This window comes from Rhizobium sp. F40D2, assembly GCF_051810745.2.
Classification (GTDB): domain Bacteria; phylum Pseudomonadota; class Alphaproteobacteria; order Rhizobiales; family Rhizobiaceae; genus Rhizobium.
Genome location: NZ_JBPWQX020000004.1, coordinates 719,091 through 735,581 on the forward strand (window position 1 = coordinate 719,091; position 16,491 = coordinate 735,581).

Annotated in this window: 19 protein-coding genes and 1 pseudogene; 10 read left to right on the top strand and 10 right to left on the bottom strand. The window is 60.4% G+C overall.

Annotated elements, in window-relative coordinates:
- Nucleotides 1-193: 193 nt before the first annotated feature.
- Both ACS4RS_RS32090 and ACS4RS_RS32095 read right to left on the bottom strand, forming a co-directional pair.
- A complete protein-coding gene (locus ACS4RS_RS32090) occupies nucleotides 194-394 on the bottom strand; it encodes a hypothetical protein (RefSeq protein ID WP_439012593.1) in 201 nt (66 codons plus the stop codon).
- Between the two features lie 498 nt (nucleotides 395-892).
- Nucleotides 893-1,204 carry a hypothetical protein gene (locus ACS4RS_RS32095; protein ID WP_184377972.1) on the bottom strand — a complete coding sequence of 104 codons (312 nt, stop codon included), beginning with the start codon at nucleotides 1,202-1,204 and terminating at the stop codon, nucleotides 893-895.
- Nucleotides 1,205-1,417: 213 nt separating this feature from the next.
- Here ACS4RS_RS32095 and ACS4RS_RS32100 point away from each other — a divergent pair, with 213 nt between their 5' ends.
- The 4 genes from ACS4RS_RS32100 to ACS4RS_RS32115 all read left to right on the top strand — a co-directional run bounded on the left by ACS4RS_RS32100 (nucleotide 1,418) and on the right by ACS4RS_RS32115 (nucleotide 4,357).
- Nucleotides 1,418-1,873 (top strand): MarR family transcriptional regulator, encoded by a 456-nt coding sequence (locus tag ACS4RS_RS32100; RefSeq protein ID WP_439012240.1) that lies wholly within the window; start codon nucleotides 1,418-1,420, stop codon nucleotides 1,871-1,873.
- 96 nt (nucleotides 1,874-1,969) lie between these two features.
- Nucleotides 1,970-2,875, top strand: a complete 906-nt coding sequence (locus ACS4RS_RS32105; protein WP_439012241.1) for a LysR substrate-binding domain-containing protein — start codon at nucleotides 1,970-1,972, stop codon at nucleotides 2,873-2,875.
- A 55-nt stretch (nucleotides 2,876-2,930) separates the two neighbouring features.
- A complete protein-coding gene (locus ACS4RS_RS32110) occupies nucleotides 2,931-4,052 on the top strand; it encodes an HPP family protein (protein ID WP_439012242.1) in 1,122 nt (373 codons plus the stop codon).
- A 41-nt stretch (nucleotides 4,053-4,093) separates the two neighbouring features.
- On the top strand, nucleotides 4,094-4,357 hold the full coding sequence (locus tag ACS4RS_RS32115) for a DUF6522 family protein (RefSeq protein WP_439012594.1): 264 nt from the start codon (nucleotides 4,094-4,096) through the stop codon (nucleotides 4,355-4,357).
- Between the two features lie 94 nt (nucleotides 4,358-4,451).
- On the opposite strand, the gene ydiJ is transcribed toward ACS4RS_RS32115, so the two are convergent.
- Nucleotides 4,452-7,490 carry a D-2-hydroxyglutarate dehydrogenase YdiJ gene (gene ydiJ / locus ACS4RS_RS32120; protein ID WP_439012243.1) on the bottom strand — a complete coding sequence of 1,013 codons (3,039 nt, stop codon included), beginning with the start codon at nucleotides 7,488-7,490 and terminating at the stop codon, nucleotides 4,452-4,454.
- A 130-nt stretch (nucleotides 7,491-7,620) separates the two neighbouring features.
- Between ydiJ and ACS4RS_RS32125 the strand changes: the two are divergent.
- The 5 genes and pseudogenes from ACS4RS_RS32125 to ACS4RS_RS32145 form a co-directional block, all read left to right on the top strand.
- A pseudogene (locus tag ACS4RS_RS32125) lies at nucleotides 7,621-7,815 on the top strand (SDR family NAD(P)-dependent oxidoreductase); the annotation flags it as partial.
- A 110-nt stretch (nucleotides 7,816-7,925) separates the two neighbouring features.
- Complete coding sequence (locus tag ACS4RS_RS32130; RefSeq protein ID WP_439012244.1) at nucleotides 7,926-8,216, top strand: hypothetical protein; 291 nt, start codon at nucleotides 7,926-7,928, stop codon at nucleotides 8,214-8,216.
- Between the two features lie 121 nt (nucleotides 8,217-8,337).
- On the top strand, nucleotides 8,338-8,691 hold the full coding sequence (locus ACS4RS_RS32135; RefSeq protein ID WP_439012245.1) for a hypothetical protein: 354 nt from the start codon (nucleotides 8,338-8,340) through the stop codon (nucleotides 8,689-8,691).
- Between the two features lie 30 nt (nucleotides 8,692-8,721).
- The gene (locus ACS4RS_RS32140; protein WP_439012246.1) at nucleotides 8,722-9,048 is read left to right on the top strand and encodes a DUF2934 domain-containing protein; all 327 of its coding nucleotides are present in this window, start codon (nucleotides 8,722-8,724) and stop codon (nucleotides 9,046-9,048) included.
- Between the two features lie 4 nt (nucleotides 9,049-9,052).
- The gene (locus ACS4RS_RS32145) at nucleotides 9,053-9,472 is read left to right on the top strand and encodes an HD domain-containing protein (protein ID WP_439012247.1); all 420 of its coding nucleotides are present in this window, start codon (nucleotides 9,053-9,055) and stop codon (nucleotides 9,470-9,472) included.
- 73 nt (nucleotides 9,473-9,545) lie between these two features.
- Here the strand turns inward: ACS4RS_RS32145 and ACS4RS_RS32150 are convergent, their stop codons facing one another.
- Nucleotides 9,546-9,815: a cyclase gene (locus tag ACS4RS_RS32150; RefSeq protein WP_439012248.1), complete on the bottom strand. Its 270-nt coding sequence runs from the start codon at nucleotides 9,813-9,815 to the stop codon at nucleotides 9,546-9,548.
- 55 nt (nucleotides 9,816-9,870) lie between these two features.
- Nucleotides 9,871-10,134, bottom strand: coding sequence for a hypothetical protein (locus tag ACS4RS_RS32155; protein ID WP_439012249.1), 264 nt, complete (start codon nucleotides 10,132-10,134; stop codon nucleotides 9,871-9,873).
- Between the two features lie 273 nt (nucleotides 10,135-10,407).
- On the opposite strand from ACS4RS_RS32155, the gene ACS4RS_RS32160 reads away from it, so the two are divergent.
- Nucleotides 10,408-10,917, top strand: coding sequence for an HIT domain-containing protein (locus ACS4RS_RS32160; protein ID WP_439012250.1), 510 nt, complete (start codon nucleotides 10,408-10,410; stop codon nucleotides 10,915-10,917).
- 75 nt (nucleotides 10,918-10,992) lie between these two features.
- Here the strand turns inward: ACS4RS_RS32160 and ACS4RS_RS32165 are convergent, their stop codons facing one another.
- From ACS4RS_RS32165 to ACS4RS_RS32185, 5 genes are all read right to left on the bottom strand, one after another.
- Nucleotides 10,993-11,235: a type II toxin-antitoxin system prevent-host-death family antitoxin gene (locus ACS4RS_RS32165; protein WP_439012251.1), complete on the bottom strand. Its 243-nt coding sequence runs from the start codon at nucleotides 11,233-11,235 to the stop codon at nucleotides 10,993-10,995.
- 170 nt (nucleotides 11,236-11,405) lie between these two features.
- On the bottom strand, nucleotides 11,406-13,256 hold the full coding sequence (locus ACS4RS_RS32170) for a DUF2264 domain-containing protein (RefSeq protein WP_439012252.1): 1,851 nt from the start codon (nucleotides 13,254-13,256) through the stop codon (nucleotides 11,406-11,408).
- A gap of 75 nt (nucleotides 13,257-13,331) precedes the next feature.
- Nucleotides 13,332-14,606: an extracellular solute-binding protein gene (locus ACS4RS_RS32175; protein ID WP_439012253.1), complete on the bottom strand. Its 1,275-nt coding sequence runs from the start codon at nucleotides 14,604-14,606 to the stop codon at nucleotides 13,332-13,334.
- Nucleotides 14,597-15,358, bottom strand: a complete 762-nt coding sequence (locus ACS4RS_RS32180) for a DUF624 domain-containing protein (protein ID WP_449314111.1) — start codon at nucleotides 15,356-15,358, stop codon at nucleotides 14,597-14,599. Before ACS4RS_RS32180 ends, ACS4RS_RS32175 begins: the two co-directional genes overlap by 10 nt.
- Before the next feature lie 18 nt (nucleotides 15,359-15,376).
- Entirely contained in the window at nucleotides 15,377-16,486 is a 1,110-nt protein-coding gene (locus ACS4RS_RS32185; RefSeq protein WP_439012255.1) for a sn-glycerol-3-phosphate ABC transporter ATP-binding protein UgpC, read from the bottom strand.
- Nucleotides 16,487-16,491: the final 5 nt, after the last annotated feature.

Genomic DNA, 16,491 nt, shown 5'->3' on the forward strand with positions numbered 1-16,491 from the left:
CGCCGCGCTGCCATGACTGTAGAGCGCGGGTCAGGCTTTATTTGCCGAAAGCGGCCAGGATTTGGTCGATTGTTTTGTGCACGCCGGCATCACCAGCGAATTCTGTCGAACGATCTGTTGGGACCTGGGATCATCGCGACCTGGCGGGATCGACGGAACCGGTTCAGCGGGATCCTCGGCATTGCCGCGGGTTTCAGGCGCCGGGATAGATGGGCGTGGAGACCAGAGCCTGTCGGCGTTCGGATTCGGGCCGGAACGAGCGGTATTGCCAGAAGCCGTCCGGGGATTCTCGCCGGTATACGGTCTCGAGCCAGAACACGGTATCGTCGATCGGCAAGACCGGATGCCAGGCATACCATTCAGACCAGATCTTTTCTGCCTGTCTGCTCTCCATGGCCATCGCTACTCCCCATGCTTGGAGGCATCGTTCGATGTGTTCCAGAATAGAGAATAACAATGAAACATCATTCTTCAATAGAGATTGTTTTCCCGCGTTGCGCGAAAACTTCCTTGCTATGCCATTGGGCGTTCTGGCCTTCCGAGCGGATGAAGCGTCGTTATGTCGGTCCCTAAAAGTGCCCGTCAGCATCTCTTGAAAATATATCGTAGTACGATATATTAGAAGGATGCCGATCGTTGATGAGTGAGCTTCATGGAAAGCCGATTGCATCCCGCATTGCACCGCCCCGCGCCTTATCCCGCTGATGAGGCGTTTGAAAATCTCAGGCAGAGGGTTCATGCCTTGCTTGATAGTGGAGAGACAAGCCGTTGGGAGCTTTTTCGGGCGGAATGGCGGTATGATGTGGCTTTGCTGACCAATGATTTTCGACTTTGGATGCAACACCTCGACAGAGGCTTCGATACCGCCAAATAGGCAGGCATTCGAGATGGCTCAGTTGATCGAACGCAAGCCGAGGTAGGCCGCCAGACTGATGGCGGAAAGGGCGATCGTCAGCTTGGGTCTGGCATCGTCGAACATGGCCGCCAGCAACAGGCCGAGCATCAGGATGGCGGATTTCGCCCAAAGGTCCTGATCGGAGACGGTGAAGGCGAGCGTCGCCAGGAAGACGGCGCTTGCGACGATCGTCACGGGCGCAGATTTTTCCGCGAGATCGCCGCCCGCGAAATAGGGCAGAAGAAAGCGCCGCATGCTCAGGCCGGAAGCGATGCTGAGAAGTAGACAGGTCAAGACAAGATGCAACATGGGGTCGGCGCCGATCGATCTGCAGATGGAATTGCAGATGCAAACCCCGTGCCAGCCTCAAACGCTTGAACCGTCATGGGATGAAGGCGATGCCGCGGCCTGTCTGGCTATTTCCTCGGCGTCACGATCCTTTTTTCGGCAGCCGCTCCGGTTCGCTCGAGCAACCGAAACGCATGGCGATGCGACGTAAAACACGGCAAGGATGGAGGTGACATGGCGATGAAACAGCAGGAGCGTCTCCATGACGGAGATTACGAAGCATTGGCCAACTTGCGTTATCGCATTCGCCGGTTTCGGCAATTCAGCGCGAAGGAGGCACACAGGCTCGGCCTTACGGCGCCACAGCATCAGGCGCTGCTTGCGATAAAAGGCCAGCCGGCCGTCAAGAAGATGAGCGCGCGGATGCTGGCCGAGCGGCTGCTGATAGACAGGAAGACGGCGGATGGCCTCGTTCAAGAACTCATCGACAAAGCCTATATCGACGTAGGCCCGGCGGCAGCAGGCCCTGGCAAGCAGTTCATTCGGCTGACGGATAAGGCTGAGGGTGTGCTCGACCGGCCGGCAAGCGCCCATCTGTTCGAGATCCGCAAGATGGCGCCTGAACTGATGCAGGCGCTTCGCGTCCTGCAGGATCGCCAGAACATGCAGCGTATCGCCTGGATGCAATGACACTCGATTTCGATGCCGAAACCGGCTTGAGCTGCGGCGATGATTTTTATATAGAGAATTATCTTTCTTCATAATTCCGGAAACGAGATCTTTTCATTGGACCTTTCGTCGATCGAAATATTCCTCGCCGTCGCCAGCGACCGCAGCGTTACCAAGGCCGCCAAGGCCGTCGGGCGGGTGCCGTCGAACGTGACGACGCGCATCCAGCAGTTGGAGGAGGATCTCGGCGTTTCCCTCTTCAGCCGTGACGGCAAGAAGATGACGTTGACGCGGGAAGGCGAGACGTTCCTAACTTATGCCAACCGGTTGACGGCGCTTGCGCTCGAAGCGCGCCAAGCCGTGCGGCCTCTCGTCCCGTCGGGAACATTGCGCGTTGGCACGATGGAAAGCACGGCCGCCAGCAGGCTGCCGGCGGCGCTGACTCAATTCAACCGGATGTGGCCTCATGTGTCGCTTCATCTGACCATGGGCGCTTCCCGCGATCTCGCCCGCGCCGTCGCAACCGATGGGCTGGACTGTGCGCTGATTGCCCGCCCGCCGAAGGCGATGCGCGCGGAAGACATGGGTTTTGAGGCCGAGCTCAAGGGGCTGGAGATGGAAGCGGTCTTTGTCGAAGACCTGTTGATCGTGCTGCCATCAGGGCATCCCGCGATCAAATCCGCTGCTGACCTTCGTGTCGGGTCAATTGCCGCTTTGGAACCCGGCTGCACCTATCGCAGGATCGCCGAAAACTGGGCGCGGAAATCGAGCGCCCTGCCGACGAGCGAGCACGGCTCCTACCATGCGATCCTCGCGAGCGTTGCGACTGGCAACACCGCCGGCGTCATGCCGAGATCCGTTCTCGACCTTATGCCCTGGCCGACGTCCGTCCAGACCCATCAACTGGGACCTGTCGAGACGCTGCTGGTCTACCGCAGGAACGATCGCCCCAGCGCCTTTAACGCCTTCCACGAAGTCCTCAGCGCGACAAAAGGCAGGGATATCAGGCTTGCCACAAACTAGACTTCATGCCTTCCCTCAGTCCGCCAGATAATCCTCGCTCAACATTGGTCTTGTCATGCAGTATCCCGTTTCCCGGAAGGTGGGACCGAGCCGCTTCCGTCTGTTTTCACCGATTTTGGCCGGCGCGACCTTACGCGAGCGGCTGATCGCGTGCCTCGGCGCTTTGCTGGCCATCGGCCTCACCGGCGTCATCAGCGGCTATTTGTTCGGGCAGGGGCCGCATCTTCCCCTGATCGTCGCGCCGATGGGAGCATCGGCGGTGCTTCTTTTCGCAGTGCCGGCCAGCCCGCTTGCGCAGCCATGGTCGATCATCGGCGGCAATACCATTTCCGCCCTGATGGGAATCATCGCCGCCTATTTCATCCGCGATCCGATCATCGCGACCGGCGTCGGCGTGTCGCTTGCCATCGGCGCCATGTCGTTCACGCGCTGCCTTCATCCGCCGGGAGGTGCCGCGGCACTCACCGCCGTGCTCGGCGGCCCCGTCGTCGCCGGCTGGGGGTTCCTCTTTCCGTTTGTACCGGTCGCCCTGAATTCCTGCCTTCTCGTCGGCCTCGGTCTGCTGTTCCACAAGCTCTCCCGGCGAAACTATCCGCATGTCGTTCCCAAACCCGCGGAGAACACCCATCGCACGATCGATTTGCCGTCCGCAGTGCGGGTGGGTTTTCGCGAGGAGGATGTCGATGCCGCCCTTGCTGCGCTCGACGAAACCTTCGATATCGACCGCGCCGATCTCGGTCGGCTGCTGCAGCAGGTCGAGCTGCAGGCGGCGATCCGCTCAAACGGCAAGATCAGCTGCGCCGATATCATGTCACGCGATGTGATCGCCGTCAGCGAAGCTGCAGAACCGGATGCCGCACGGCACCTGCTTTTGAAGCACAATATCCGCACGCTGCCGGTAAAGGACCCGGAGGGCCGCCTGATCGGCAGCGTCGGCTTGCGAGAATTGTCGACCAGCATCGATACGATCGCAGGCGCAATTTCAAAACCGGCGGTGGCGAGAACTTCGGATCCGGCCCTGTCGCTGCTTCCCGTTCTGACGGACGGTCGCACGCATGCCGTCATCATTGTCGATGACGATTACCGTATCCTCGGCCTGATATCGCAGACCGACCTCCTGAGCGCAGTGGCGCGGCTGCTGCCGAACGACAGCGCCCCCATCTCGGCCGTGGCGTGAGCGGTGATCGTGGATTGTCAAGCAAAGAGAAGAATGAGCCGGTGTTGATCGAGCGCGATCCGAATGGGGATTTTATCCTGGATTCATCCGAACTTGCGGAACGGTTCGGACTGTCGCTGGCCGATCTCCGCCGTCACATGCGGCATGGCTCCCTCGTCAGCACCGTGGAAATCGGCACCGCTGAACACGAAGGCACCAAGAGGGTGTCGCTTCGCCTCGGCAACAGGCTTTGGCGCGCGGTTCTGAATGATGAAAATGAGGTTCAGCACGAACAGATGACCGTGCTTCGGGGAAAATCGGCCTGATGGCACCCGGCTGACCTCATCATGATTGATGCCTCGCGGCCGGTCGGCTGCCGCAGGTTCTCCGTTTCTCCGAGGCAAGGCAACGCCCCTATGGTCAGATATGCTGCTTGTGAAGGATCATCCGATCGATGACTTGAAACGGATGCGGGATGCGCTTGCCGTCGATTTCCTTCACCTGCGAGCGGCAGGAATATCCTGTCGCCATGAGGATATCGGCTTTTCCGGCCGTATCAAGCTCCGGCTTCCAGCTTATCGCATAGAGACGTTCGGAGATTGGCCGGTTACGGGCCTCGTGGCCGAAGGTGCCGGCCATGCCGCAGCAGCCGGTTTGCGCTGCCTGAAGGTCGATGCCGAGGCTTTCGAATATTTTTTGCCATTGTGCGACGGAGGCAGGCGCATTGGTGCGCTCGGTGCAATGTGCCATCAAGCGGAAGCTTTTGCCTTCGGCAGTTGAAGGCGAGGCGTCGAACCGGTCGAGATGGGCGGCCAGCCATTCCTGCGGCAGCAGGACATTGGCTTTCGATATCCCCTTATATTCGCTGCGAAAGGCGAGCGTCATCGACGGATCGAGCCCGACGAGCGCCACGCCTGTCTCATCCAATCGTTCGAGATAGCGGGCCGTCCGCTTGGCCGTAGCCTCGAAGCGTCCGAGATAACCGTGTACATGCAGCGCTTTGCCATTGATATGGGAGGCGGCAAGGAAGGGCGTGAGTCCGATTTTTCTGGCGAGCTCGATTGCGGCAAGGGCAACGTCTGGATCGAAATAGGCGGTGAAGGCGTCGGCGACGAAGACGACGCTGCGCTGCCGTTCTTGCGGCGACAGGGCTTCGATCGTTTGAGCGGTCGCAGGCGGCACGCCGAGGCGGGCGGCTTCCTTCGCGAGCGAGGTCCGCGGCAGATGCGGCAGAGAGGTCAGCCCGGCGATGCGCATCATCGCCCTGCCGGCGTGGGTGCCCACGACCAGATTATAGGCCGGCCGGATGCGCCGGACGAGCGGCAGGGTGGTTTCGATCGCCGCGACCAGCGGATCCTTCAGCGGGCGGAGGTAGCGTCCGTAATAGAGTTCGAGGAATTTCGAGCGGAAAGCAGGCACGCTGACCTTGACCGGACACTGCCCCGCGCAGGCCTTGCAGGCCAGACACGTGTCCATCGCCGCGCGCACCTCGTGGGAAAAGTCGTTCCGGTTTGCCCGATTCAGCGAGTTGAAGGCGCGTCGCGCGAGGCTTGTCAGCGGCATGCTCCGCCGCAGACGCGCCGCCTCCTGGTGAGGGTCGATGCCTTTCTCGGCAAGCAGCCTCAGCCATTCCCGCATCAGCGCGGCGCGGCCCTTGGGCGAAAAGCGCCGGTCGTGCGTCGCCTTGTAGGAGGGGCACATCGGGCTCGTTTCGTCGAAATCGAAACAGGCGCCATTGCCGTTGCAATAGGCGGCATTGTCAAAGGCGGAGCGGATCTCGTTGCCGATGATGCGGTCGATATCGCCGCGCAGCGGAACATCGTCGATCTTCGTCAGCGCCTCGGTGGTTGGGGTTGCGATTTTGCCCGGATTCAGCCGGTTCTCCGGATCGAACGCCCGCTTGATTTCCTGCAGGCTCGGATAGAGATCGCCGAAAAATTCCGGCACATATTCCGAACGCACGCCCTTGCCGTGCTCTCCCCATAGCACGCCGCCATATTTGCGGGTGAGGGCCACGACGGCGTCGCTGATGTCGCGCACCAGCCTGACATGGTCATCGCGGGTGAGGTCGAGCGCCGGCCGCACGTGCAGGACGCCAGCATCGACATGGCCGAACATGCCGTAGGAAAGGCCCGCGCCATCGAGTAGCGCGCGGAATTCGCGGATATAGGCCGCAAGGTTTTCCGGCGGCACGGCCGTATCCTCGACGAAAGCGACGGGCCTGACCGGCCCGTCGACATTCCCGAGCAGTCCGACCGCCCGCTTGCGCATCGACCAGATCGCTTCGACATCGGCGTGGCCCCGGGCGATCGTATAACCGGCATGGCGGGCATTCGCGCCCGTGTCGAGGGCTGTGGTCACTTCCGCAAGCTTGCGTTCGAGCTCCTCTTCATCATCGGCCAACACTTCGGCAATATTGATGCCGTTGGTCGCGCTGCCCGCGTCGTCCGGAAAGAAGCGGGCAATGCCGGTCCAGACGATGTCGCCCTTCGCGAGGCCGAGCACTTTCTCATCGACCGTCTCCACTGAGGCGACGTTCAGCGCCACCAAGCTGCGGGCATCCTCCAGGGCGGTGTTGAAGTCGCCGTAGCGGATGTTGATCAGCGCCGCGTGGGCGGGGATCGGCAGGAGGTTGAGTTCGGCTTCGGCGATCATCGCCAGCGTTCCCTCCGAACCGCAGAGAACGGCATTGAGGTCGAAGCGCCCGTCGCCGCGCCTGACATGGGCGAGGTCGTAGCCGGTCATGTAGCGGTTGAGCTTCGGGAAAATTTGGGCAATGCGCTCGTGTTTTTCCCGGGCGATCCGGCCGACCGTCCTGTGAACCTCGCCGACGCGGCTCTCACGCGCGGCGATCTCCGAGAGCGCGTCCGCGTCGAGCGGACGCGACCAAAAGTCGGATCCGTCCGTAAACACGATGCGCAATCCGAGGACGTGGTTGCTGGTCTTGCCGTAGAGGCAGGAACCCTGGCCGCAGGCATCGGTGGAAACCATGCCGCCGATGGTAGCGCGGTTGGAGGTGGAAAGTTCGGGGGCGAAAAAGAGGCCGTAGGGCTTTAGCGCCCGATTCAGCTGATCCTTGACCACGCCCGCCTGGACGCGCGCAACCCTTCGGACCGGGTCGATCTCGAGAATCGACGTCATGTGCCGCGAACAGTCCACCACGACGCCCGATGTCAAGGATTGACCGTTCGTGCCGGTGCCGCCGCCGCGCGGCGCGATGCTGATCCCTCGGAAGGCCGGTTCCGACAGCACGGCCGCCACGACCTGCAGGTCTTCGACGCCGCGCGGAAAAAGGATGCCGGCCGGCTCCACCTGGTAGATGGAGTTATCAGTCGAAAATACGGTTCGACTTGCCGCGCCGGTCTCGATATCGCCGGTGAACCCCGCCTCGATAAGCCGCTCGAAGAAACTCGCGGGGGGATGGGAGATTGAAACCTTCGGCTGGAGGCGTGGGATCATTTGGAAACTTTCAGAATGCCCTTGAGCTTTGCCACACTTGGCATATGGCCAAACAACGAGCTGGAACTTCGAAGAACCAGATCGCACTTATCGACCGCAACTGCTCTGTTCGTCGATTGCTGCTCATCGCGCCGTCCTGCATATGCGCCTGCACGTGTACGCGCCCGAGATGACAGCGCAGATCGTCAACGCGGTCTCAGTTGAAGCTTTCACGGCCAGTCCCCAAAACGCCTATTATGCCGCGACCAAAGCGGCCGGCGTCAGCCTGACGAAATCCTTTGCCCAGGAATGCGCCAAGGATCAGATCATTGTCAATTCGGTCGCGCAAACCATGCCGGTTGCCGAAGTGCCGGCATCGCCCTCCAGGGAACAGAAGCGCTACTCCGGCGTTCGACCTAAAGACGACGGTTCTCACGTCTTTTGGGAGTGCGGGATATGGAAGAGACGACCAATATCATCAAGGACCTCAGCATCGAGGAGCGCGAGGAAATCTTTGTCGACATCGCCCGTACGCTGGAAGACACGGCACGTGAGGCCCTTGTCGAGGGCAATATGCAGTTTGCAGAAATTTCCAACAACATGGCCGAAGCGATCCGCGGCAACGCCGACGAACTCGCCCGTGACGATCCTGAGAATGCCGAGCGCGTCCTGTTGCAGGCAACGGCGATGATCTCGCAGTTTGAGGCCGTGCACCCCTATCGCATGGTGAGCATGGCCGTTCATTGATGGCCGGCCGGGTGCTCTGGCTTGATCCTCCGTTCAAATCATTGCCATGGGCGGGAACTCTCGCTACCCGCGAGGGTTATCGGAGCACAACATCCGTTGCATGAATGGAAGGAGGCCCGCTATGACGTCCAGATCCGTTGTCCCGCCGGAAAGCGGTACCGACGACGCGCGCTCCGCCGACACGCGAGATGCTGAAAAGGATCGCCGCAGGATATTGGAGAATGCCCGCAGCAATGTAAGCGCTGCGATAGATGGTGACAGCAACACCGAAACTCCAAGCCTGAAGCTTGCGAAGCAATATCTCAGCCTCGGTGGCCGCCGCCGGTCTAAAATTGACGACAACATCACCGAAGTCCGCCAATGGGACGAGGATCCGCCTGAGGCCGAACGGTACTGGAAGGAACGGGTGGAGACGCTTTCAAAAGATGAGCGTAAACAGGTGGAGGATTTTCTTCCAACTATCAATACGCCCTGAACGGCTCATTGAAATGAGTTGGAGCAGATCATGGCTATAGACAAGCACGAGCAGATACGCCGCCGTGCCTACGAAATCTGGGAGGCCGAGGGCCGCCCGGAAGGTGCGGACCAGCGCCATTGGCTGCAAGCCTGCGACGAACTGGCCGGCGACGATGAGCATGAGACGCTGCAGGACCTGCTCGATCAAGACGACAGGGATGATGCGGCGTTGCTCCAAGGCGCCGGTGAGAGCGGCGATCTCGACCGGCCGCCACCAAAGCTTCGCCGGGCCGCCACAGCGTCCGTGCCCGATATCGAGATGACCACAGGCGAAAAGCCGTCCCAGCGGAAGATCAGGAAGACCGAAGGGCCGTAATCCGATGCAGCATCTCGACCACGCCATCCAAATCGCTCTCGAGGCGCATGAAGGGCAGGCTGATAAGACCGACCGGCCGTACTTCGAGCACTGCCAGCGGGTCGCACTTCTCGTTTCCGGCGACGAGACACGAACGGTCGCCTACCTTCATGACGTCGCCGAGAAGGGAAACGGGTGGACGCTCGACAGGCTGAGGGAGGAAGGCTTTCCGCCGGCGATTGTCTCCGCGGTGGATGCTTTGACACGGCGGCCAGACGAGGCGGACGACGACTTCGTCAGACGTGCGGCTTCAAACCCGCTGGCCCTGCCGGTCAAACAGGCCGATCTCGAGGACAATCTCCGCCAGGCCGAACAGGCCGGCAAGAATACGGAAAAATACCAAAGCGGCCTGGATCTCCTGCGCGATTTGAGGAGCGGGCAATAAGGGCGCTCGGTAGAGCGCGCACGACCCGACTTCCTGTTATGCGCCGAGAGCGGCTGCAGTCGTCTGGCCCATTTCACGTTTTGTTGGCAAACCACACGGTCGGCGTGCCGAGAACGCCTCCGTTGCGCATTGCCGTCTTCAACTCTTCGAGCTTGGCGAAGGCCTGGGCTGCTTCCAGGGTGGCAAATTCGTGCGTGACGGTAATGTCGTTTGGATTGTCAGTGGCCCGGTAAACGGCTTGCGCCGTAACGCCATTGGCCTTTTGCACCTGATCAAACGCATCATATGTCTTGCGCCATGTGGCGTAGTCGGAGACCTCGTGCCTCACGAATAGAGTCGTCATATCATCCTCCCGCGTTGCCCCGCGTTTGCATTGCCAGGTCCTGTTGCGATGTGTGCTACGATTGAACCAGGATCATCATGGTCTCCGGCAGGACGCCGTCACTCGTCATCGCATCGGCTGCGGCCTTGGTCTGCATGAAAGCCATCAACTTTTGCATGTCTGCGACATCCATCACCAAACCAACGCGGTTGGGCGTTTGAGGATCTGTAAAGGTGCGAATATTCGTCACGCCGACGGGTTCCAGCACCTGTTTGCGAACAGGCGAGGCGAGCCAGTGTTTCGTGTCCTTGACGTTATGACAGACCATTACGGTAGGCATTGCATCCTCCTCCCATGGCTCCAAAATGAAGGGAGAGTATACCACCAGGTCTGGCAGGATTTCACTTCAATAATATTGCATTGATGGAGAATTCATTCATGAAATTGAGGGGGTTAGTATGATTACATCTGTAATCCGAAAATATTAATGGCGCGTGAGAAGATAAATAGTGAAGCTCGGCAAATCTGAAAGTTCGTGACGCACTTTAGGATACGATGGCAATATCGGTCGACGTACCATCGACAATCGAAGCAGCGCACGAGAGGTTCAGCAATGATCGAGCGCCTACCATTTGATCTCAAGGCCTATGTGCGCGGCATTGAAACAAGGCCATGCTTTATCTGCGGCTTGGTCAAGAACGACCCCGCTTGCTTTCATCATCGCATTTTCGAGGACGATGAGACCATCATCTTCCTGAGCAAATATCCGACCCTTCCAGGTTATTGCCTTGTCAGTCCGAGGGAGCACCGCGAGGATCTGGCGCGAGACATATCGACAGACGAATATCTTCGGTTGCAGGAGAAGGTTCACATCTTGTCGCGCGCCCTCAAAAGGGTGTTCTACGCCGAGCGAATTTATGTGCTTTCACTCGGCAGTCAGCAAGCCAATAGCCATTTGCATTTTCACGTCGTTCCCTTACCTTCAGGCGTGCCGCTTGAGGAGCAGCAATACCATGCGTTGATGGCCGAGCATGGGGTTGTGCAGATACCGGACGATCAAATGGCGGAATTGGCGGAACGGATTGCTGAGGCGTACCATTCCGAGTTGATTAATCGCAGTTAGGTCTCACGGCGATCGAGTGGTCCAAGGATGGTGATGGCTTCGCTGCGGCGATGGAGGCGTCAAGGACAAAGGACATCAGTAGCGGCGGCCTTCGTCGCGCCACTCGCGGATTTCTCCCTGCGTCGTGAACTGACGGCCGGCGCGCTGCGCCTTGATCTCGGCGATCAGTGCGTCGATGTCGTTTTCGCGGCGAATGCGCGAAAGCCGGGCCGCGGGCTTGTTGCCGCGAGATATAATGACCTCTTCTCCGGCTTCTACCTTGGCCAGCAATTCGGACAAATGGGTCTTTGCTTCGGCGACCTTGACTGTGACCGCCATGACGGTTCTCTCGTTGTTGATCTATTATTGCGCGGCACTAGAGTCCGCGATGTCTACGTGATGATGAGCTTCAAGCTGCAAGTTGGTCAACCGCTAACCAACTTGCAACGAGACGATCCCACGATGTGGTACGCGAAGCGCAATGAGCTGGTCAGGTGGCAGGATTGCAGCTACATCTGGAGCGCAAAAGCCGGCACACGCACGCCGTTCTCACGGAAGCGTCGCTCCAGTTCGTCAAGATCCGGACGGACCGGGGGATTGCCCAGCGCCTCTGTCCAGTCCTCGCCGCTGGGAAGCGCCATTGCCGCGGTGATGAGCACGGTGGTCCCCGGGCCGATTTCATCGCGCAGTTGCGGCAGCAGGGTCTTGGCGTGAATGAGATTGGTGTTCGGGATCGGGCTCATCGCATGGCCGGTTCTCGGACTGGACGACAGATCCACGATCGCGCTGACATCCGTCTGTCCGTACCAGACCGCCCGGCCTGCGCCCTGTTCGGATCGATCGGCATTGAAATCGGCGCGTTCGATCGCAAAGCCGCCCTCGATGGTGCTGAGCGCACGCGGCGTGGCGATGCGGTGGATGCGGATGTGCCAGGGGTTTGCGGGAATGAGCCAGGTCTCGATGGCGACATCTTTCCAGGGGCGCCAGCGCGAATAGAGCCGGTCGCCTGCTATCAGCGCCTCTTCGAGGCTTTCCCGCATGCGGAAGTGAGTGCCGTCGTCGGAAAGCCCGAGCATGCCGTCGAAGCTTGCGGCTACAAAATTCCGGTCGTCGGCCTCGATATTGAAGGCGTATCGGGTGGAGTAAACGAATTTCGAGTATTTCTCGTTGGCGCCGCGCATCTTGTCGTGCTGCTGGCCGGAGGAAAGCACGACGACATTTCCCGGCGTATGCATGGCGACCATGCCCGCCGGCTTCAAGGCAACCGGCTGCGGGAATTCCGGCTGAGGCGCCTCTTCGGCGGTCCAGAAGGGATGATCCTCTGGAAGCGCGAGCGGCAGGAAGAATTTCAGCGCCCAATAGGGCGAGCCGGGAGAATTGTAACTCTCGCTCATCAGCAGGTTCGGATAGCCGTAACCGATCGAGAGAACGCCGTCGCGCTCGGCAATCGGCATCGCCGACCACCAGCGGATATGGCGCATGTAGTAGCCTTTGATCTCGGCCCAGGGCAGCGCCTCGACGCCGGCAAAGGCAAGCGCGCCCCAGAAACCGCCGGCCGCGAAGCGGTAGATCTGGCTGCGGCCGAAGGCAAGGGCCGCGCCATCGGGGCCGAACCAATGCCGGATATCCCGGGCAAAGATTTCGGCGCGACCACAGAAGCGGTCCTTGCGCGCCTCGTCGCCGTGCGCCAGCACGGCGTAGATCAGGCCGTAGAAATGCATGGCGAAGGGAATGTAATGATCGACCCGCCGCACCGGGCCGTCGCGATACCAGCCTTGCCCGAGATCGAAAGCCTCCAACTCGTCGAGATAGGCGACGGTTTTCTGATGATCGAACGGGACACCGACACGCTCCAGCCCGAGATCGATGAGGACCCGGAAGAATTTCCAGTTGTTGTCGATGAATTCCAGTTCCCGCGCCGCGACAAGATAGGCGGCAACCGTCTTCTTCTGGCTCTCGCTCAACGGCTCCCAGACGTGCTCGGGCACGAGCGCCAGCGCGAAGCCGATCGCGGCGAGTTCGACCAGCCGCTGGTTGCGGTCGGCTAGATCGCCCCAATATTCGGGATGATCAGGATTGGTCCCGTTTGCCAGTCCGCGTCGATAAAGATCCCAATGCGGGAAATGGCCGCCGCCGGCGGCGAGCGGAACCATGCCCCAGAGCGGCCGTGCAAATCCTTCCAGATCCGCCGCCGCCCGGTCGAAGATCGCGCCGGTAGCACCCAGGCGCACACGGGCGCCGCCTTCGGAAAAATAGGGCAGAAGCGGTGCGAAGAGGTCGTTGACGGCCTTCGCCAGGTCGTCACGTGTCTTCAGGGGATTGCCGAAAAGCGGGTTGGTCCTGGCGGGATCATATATCATCGTCAGCTCGAAATCTTTAGAACAGGTCGGCCGCGGGCCATGTACTGGTCCGCGGCCGTCGGCATTTCGCGAAGTCTACTTGATGGCCTTCACACCTTCGGTCATTTCCTTCAGCCCGTCCTCGATCGGGGTATTGTCGGTCATGATCGCGTCATGGACGCGGTTGAGCACGACCTCGATCTTGGCCGCGTTCGGGTTGACCGCCATCTCCAGATAGGCTTTCGACGGTATCAGCGCCTCCTTGCTGGCGGCGTCCTCTGGGAAGCCGGGTGTTGCCGCGATCTTTGCGCTGACGTCAGCGGTCTTGAGCGCCGGGAAGGTGCCCGTCGATGCGATGACGGCAGCGCCCTCCGGACCGGTGACGAACTTGATGAAGTCGAGGGCCGCATCCTTATGCTCGGAGTTGGCGTTGACGGCGAGGCCCGAGATTTGCGCAGCTGTCGTGCCGGCTGCCACGCCTTCCGGATGCGGGAACTTCACGATGCCCCAGTTCTTGCTCTTCGATTCACCCGATTTCACCTTGGCGATCTGGGTGCCGACGAACCAGGTTCCCATCGGCAGCATGCCGATCGTGCCGTTGAAGAACAGCGCCGAATAATGCGTGTTTGATGTCTTCAGGAAGGCATAGGAGGGAATGGCGCCATCCTTCTGCAGGGTGAGTGCCCTTTCGTACCAAGGTTTCAGGAAGGCGTAGTCGCCATCGACCAGCGTGTGTTTTCCGTCGAGGATACCAGGCAGCTGAACGGTCGAACGCCAGGTGTGCAGCAGCGCGCCATAGGTCTTGTTGGTGCCCATGCCGCCGGTCAGCTTCTCGGCGGTCGCGTCGAACTGCGCCCAGGTCATGTCATTGGTGGGGTAGGGGACGCCAGCTTTGTCGAAGATGTCTTTGTTGTAATAGACGATCCAGAAGTCGGAGCGGAACGGCAGAGAATAGACCTTGCCGTCGATGGTCAATTCCTCGATCAAGCCGCCATAGGGTGCCGGATCAATCTTCTGATCTTTGACGAAGCCGCTCAGATCGGCGATGTTGCCGGCGCGCACCAGATTGGTATAGCCCGGCACGTCCTTGATGGTGACGATGTCGATGTCTTTCGAGCCGCCGGTCAGCTGCGTCGAAATCATCTGCTGGTAGTCCTGCGAGCCGAGATCCATCGGCTCGAACTTCACGTTCGGATGCTTGGCCTGATAGGCCTCGATCAACGGCTTGTAGTAGGCGGTCTTGTCCCAGTCCCACAAAGCCCATTTGAGCGTCACGGCGTCTTGGGCAAGCGCTGCGCCTGATGTCATTGCTGCCAGCGTGAAACCCGCCACGGCAAGTTTCACCGTCCTCCCGAATTTATCTAAATGCATGCCTGTTCTCCTTCCCTGGATCGTCTCTGGTCAATTATTTTATGAAGCGTCGGTTTACACGGCTGCATTGCCTCTGGCAGGTCCAGAACCAACACCACTGCCCGATGAACGCCGAATGCGACGGCGAACATTCCGAGTGAAAAATTGAAGGTTGCAGGCATGAAGACGGAAACCGGATAGAAGAGGATATGCGCCAGCCACAGGGTGGCGTTGAAGGCGAGCGCGGCAAGTGCCGGAAGCGGGCGGATGACGGAGGCGAGCGCGGCCCGGCGCAGAAGCCGCAGAGCCGGTAGATCGCGCATGACCATCAGCACGACGAGATGGCAGGCCAACACTGCGACGAAGGCGGTCGCGACGAGCGCGATCGCCAGCGGTGCGGCAAGCATCAAATTGTCCCGCGCGCCGGCGGCATAGGTCCGGATCGCTTGGATGCAGATCGCGAGCACGCCGGCCAGCGCCAGGCCCCAGGGGGTGGCCCGCCAGAAGTAGCGCAGAAAAGCTTCCGTGAAGTCGCGCAGGAGATAGGTGTTGCGGTCTTCCACCAATGCCACCGAGACCCGGGCCATGGCGGCGAGCGCTGCCGGCAGCGTCACGACGAAGAGGGAGGCCAGAATGAACAGGATATTGAGCTTGACCATTTCCCACCATTCGCGGACGAGGATTTCGGCAAACAGCGCAAGGCCGGTCCTTTTCGGAGCATCCTTGGGAATGCCCGGCCCCTCCTTCGTCCACATCTCCCGCAACCACTGCATGGCCGTCTCCCCAGGCGCTCAGTAGAGAATTGAGCGCTCCGTTTCCTTGTCGAACAGCTGCGCATTGCTCATATCGGCGATGAGCCTCGCCTCGTCGCCGATATCGGGCCGGAAGCGCGGCGACACACGGGCGATGAGATTGCGCCCGCCGGCCACCATGTTCAGGTGCACTTCCGAGCCCATCGGCTCGGCAAGTTCGACCACCGCCGTGAGGGGTGCCAGGTTCTCGGCCGGGATGTCGGCCGGCGGCAGTTCGTGGAAATTCTCCGGACGAATGCCGAGCACCAGTTCGCGGCCCTCATAGGGCGCGATCTTGCTCTTGTCGAAATGATCGGGCAGCGGCAATTCCCGGCCGTCGAAGACGGCGACATAGCCATCGCCACGGCGCTGAATGGTCGAGGGCAGCATGTTCATCTGCGGCGCGCCGATGAAGCCGGCAACGAACATGTTGACGGGGCGGTCATAGAGATTCTGCGGCGTGTCGACCTGCTGGATGTGGCCGTCCTTCATGACGACGATCCGGTCGGCCATGGTCATGGCCTCCACCTGGTCGTGGGTGACGTAGATGAAGGTGGCGTTGAGGCGCTTGTGCAGCTTGGTGATTTCGGAGCGCATCGTGCCGCGCAGCTTGGCGTCGAGGTTGGAAAGCGGCTCGTCGAGGAGGAAAACGGCCGGATTGCGCACCATGGCGCGGCCGAGCGCCACGCGCTGGCGCTGACCGCCCGAAAGCGCCTTCGGCTTGCGGTTCAGGAGATGGGTGATGTCGAGAATCTTGGCGGCGTCCTGCACCTGGGCATCGATGAAGTCGCGCGACACCTTTCTGAGCTGCAACCCGAAGGCCATGTTCTTGTAGACGGTCATATGCGGATAGAGCGCATAGTTCTGGAAAACCATGGCGATATCCCGGTCCTTGGAGGGGACGTCGTTCATGACGTCGCCGCCGATCTTGAGTTCGCCGCCGGAGATCTCCTCGAGACCGGCGATCATCCTGAGCGTCGTCGACTTCCCGCAACCGGAGGGGCCGACCAGGATGATGAATTCCTTGTCGGCGATCTCAAGATCGATATCGTGGACGACGGTGAGCGCGCCGTAGGATTTGTTCAGCTCTTTAAGCGAAATGCTGGCCATCGGGT

What these genes read in the sequence shown, in the direction of transcription:
- ACS4RS_RS32180 (WP_449314111.1), bottom strand. Translation starts at nt 15,358, where the DNA reads ATGCAGTGGTTGCGGGAGATGTGGACGAAGGAGGGGCCGGGCATTCCC.
- ACS4RS_RS32100 (WP_439012240.1), top strand. Translation starts at nt 1,418, where the DNA reads ATGGCGATGAAACAGCAGGAGCGTCTCCATGACGGAGATTACGAAGCA.
- ACS4RS_RS32150 (WP_439012248.1), bottom strand. Translation starts at nt 9,815, where the DNA reads ATGACGACTCTATTCGTGAGGCACGAGGTCTCCGACTACGCCACATGG.
- ACS4RS_RS32145 (WP_439012247.1), top strand. Translation starts at nt 9,053, where the DNA reads ATGCAGCATCTCGACCACGCCATCCAAATCGCTCTCGAGGCGCATGAA.
- ACS4RS_RS32175 (WP_439012253.1), bottom strand. Translation starts at nt 14,606, where the DNA reads ATGCATTTAGATAAATTCGGGAGGACGGTGAAACTTGCCGTGGCGGGT.
- ACS4RS_RS32160 (WP_439012250.1), top strand. Translation starts at nt 10,408, where the DNA reads ATGATCGAGCGCCTACCATTTGATCTCAAGGCCTATGTGCGCGGCATT.
- ACS4RS_RS32185 (WP_439012255.1), bottom strand. Translation starts at nt 16,486, where the DNA reads ATGGCCAGCATTTCGCTTAAAGAGCTGAACAAATCCTACGGCGCGCTC.
- ACS4RS_RS32165 (WP_439012251.1), bottom strand. Translation starts at nt 11,235, where the DNA reads ATGGCGGTCACAGTCAAGGTCGCCGAAGCAAAGACCCATTTGTCCGAA.
- ACS4RS_RS32140 (WP_439012246.1), top strand. Translation starts at nt 8,722, where the DNA reads ATGGCTATAGACAAGCACGAGCAGATACGCCGCCGTGCCTACGAAATC.
- ACS4RS_RS32095 (WP_184377972.1), bottom strand. Translation starts at nt 1,204, where the DNA reads ATGTTGCATCTTGTCTTGACCTGTCTACTTCTCAGCATCGCTTCCGGC.
- ACS4RS_RS32090 (WP_439012593.1), bottom strand. Translation starts at nt 394, where the DNA reads ATGGAGAGCAGACAGGCAGAAAAGATCTGGTCTGAATGGTATGCCTGG.
- ACS4RS_RS32110 (WP_439012242.1), top strand. Translation starts at nt 2,931, where the DNA reads ATGCAGTATCCCGTTTCCCGGAAGGTGGGACCGAGCCGCTTCCGTCTG.
- ACS4RS_RS32135 (WP_439012245.1), top strand. Translation starts at nt 8,338, where the DNA reads ATGACGTCCAGATCCGTTGTCCCGCCGGAAAGCGGTACCGACGACGCG.
- ACS4RS_RS32170 (WP_439012252.1), bottom strand. Translation starts at nt 13,256, where the DNA reads ATGATATATGATCCCGCCAGGACCAACCCGCTTTTCGGCAATCCCCTG.
- ydiJ (WP_439012243.1), bottom strand. Translation starts at nt 7,490, where the DNA reads ATGATCCCACGCCTCCAGCCGAAGGTTTCAATCTCCCATCCCCCCGCG.
- ACS4RS_RS32130 (WP_439012244.1), top strand. Translation starts at nt 7,926, where the DNA reads ATGGAAGAGACGACCAATATCATCAAGGACCTCAGCATCGAGGAGCGC.
- ACS4RS_RS32155 (WP_439012249.1), bottom strand. Translation starts at nt 10,134, where the DNA reads ATGCCTACCGTAATGGTCTGTCATAACGTCAAGGACACGAAACACTGG.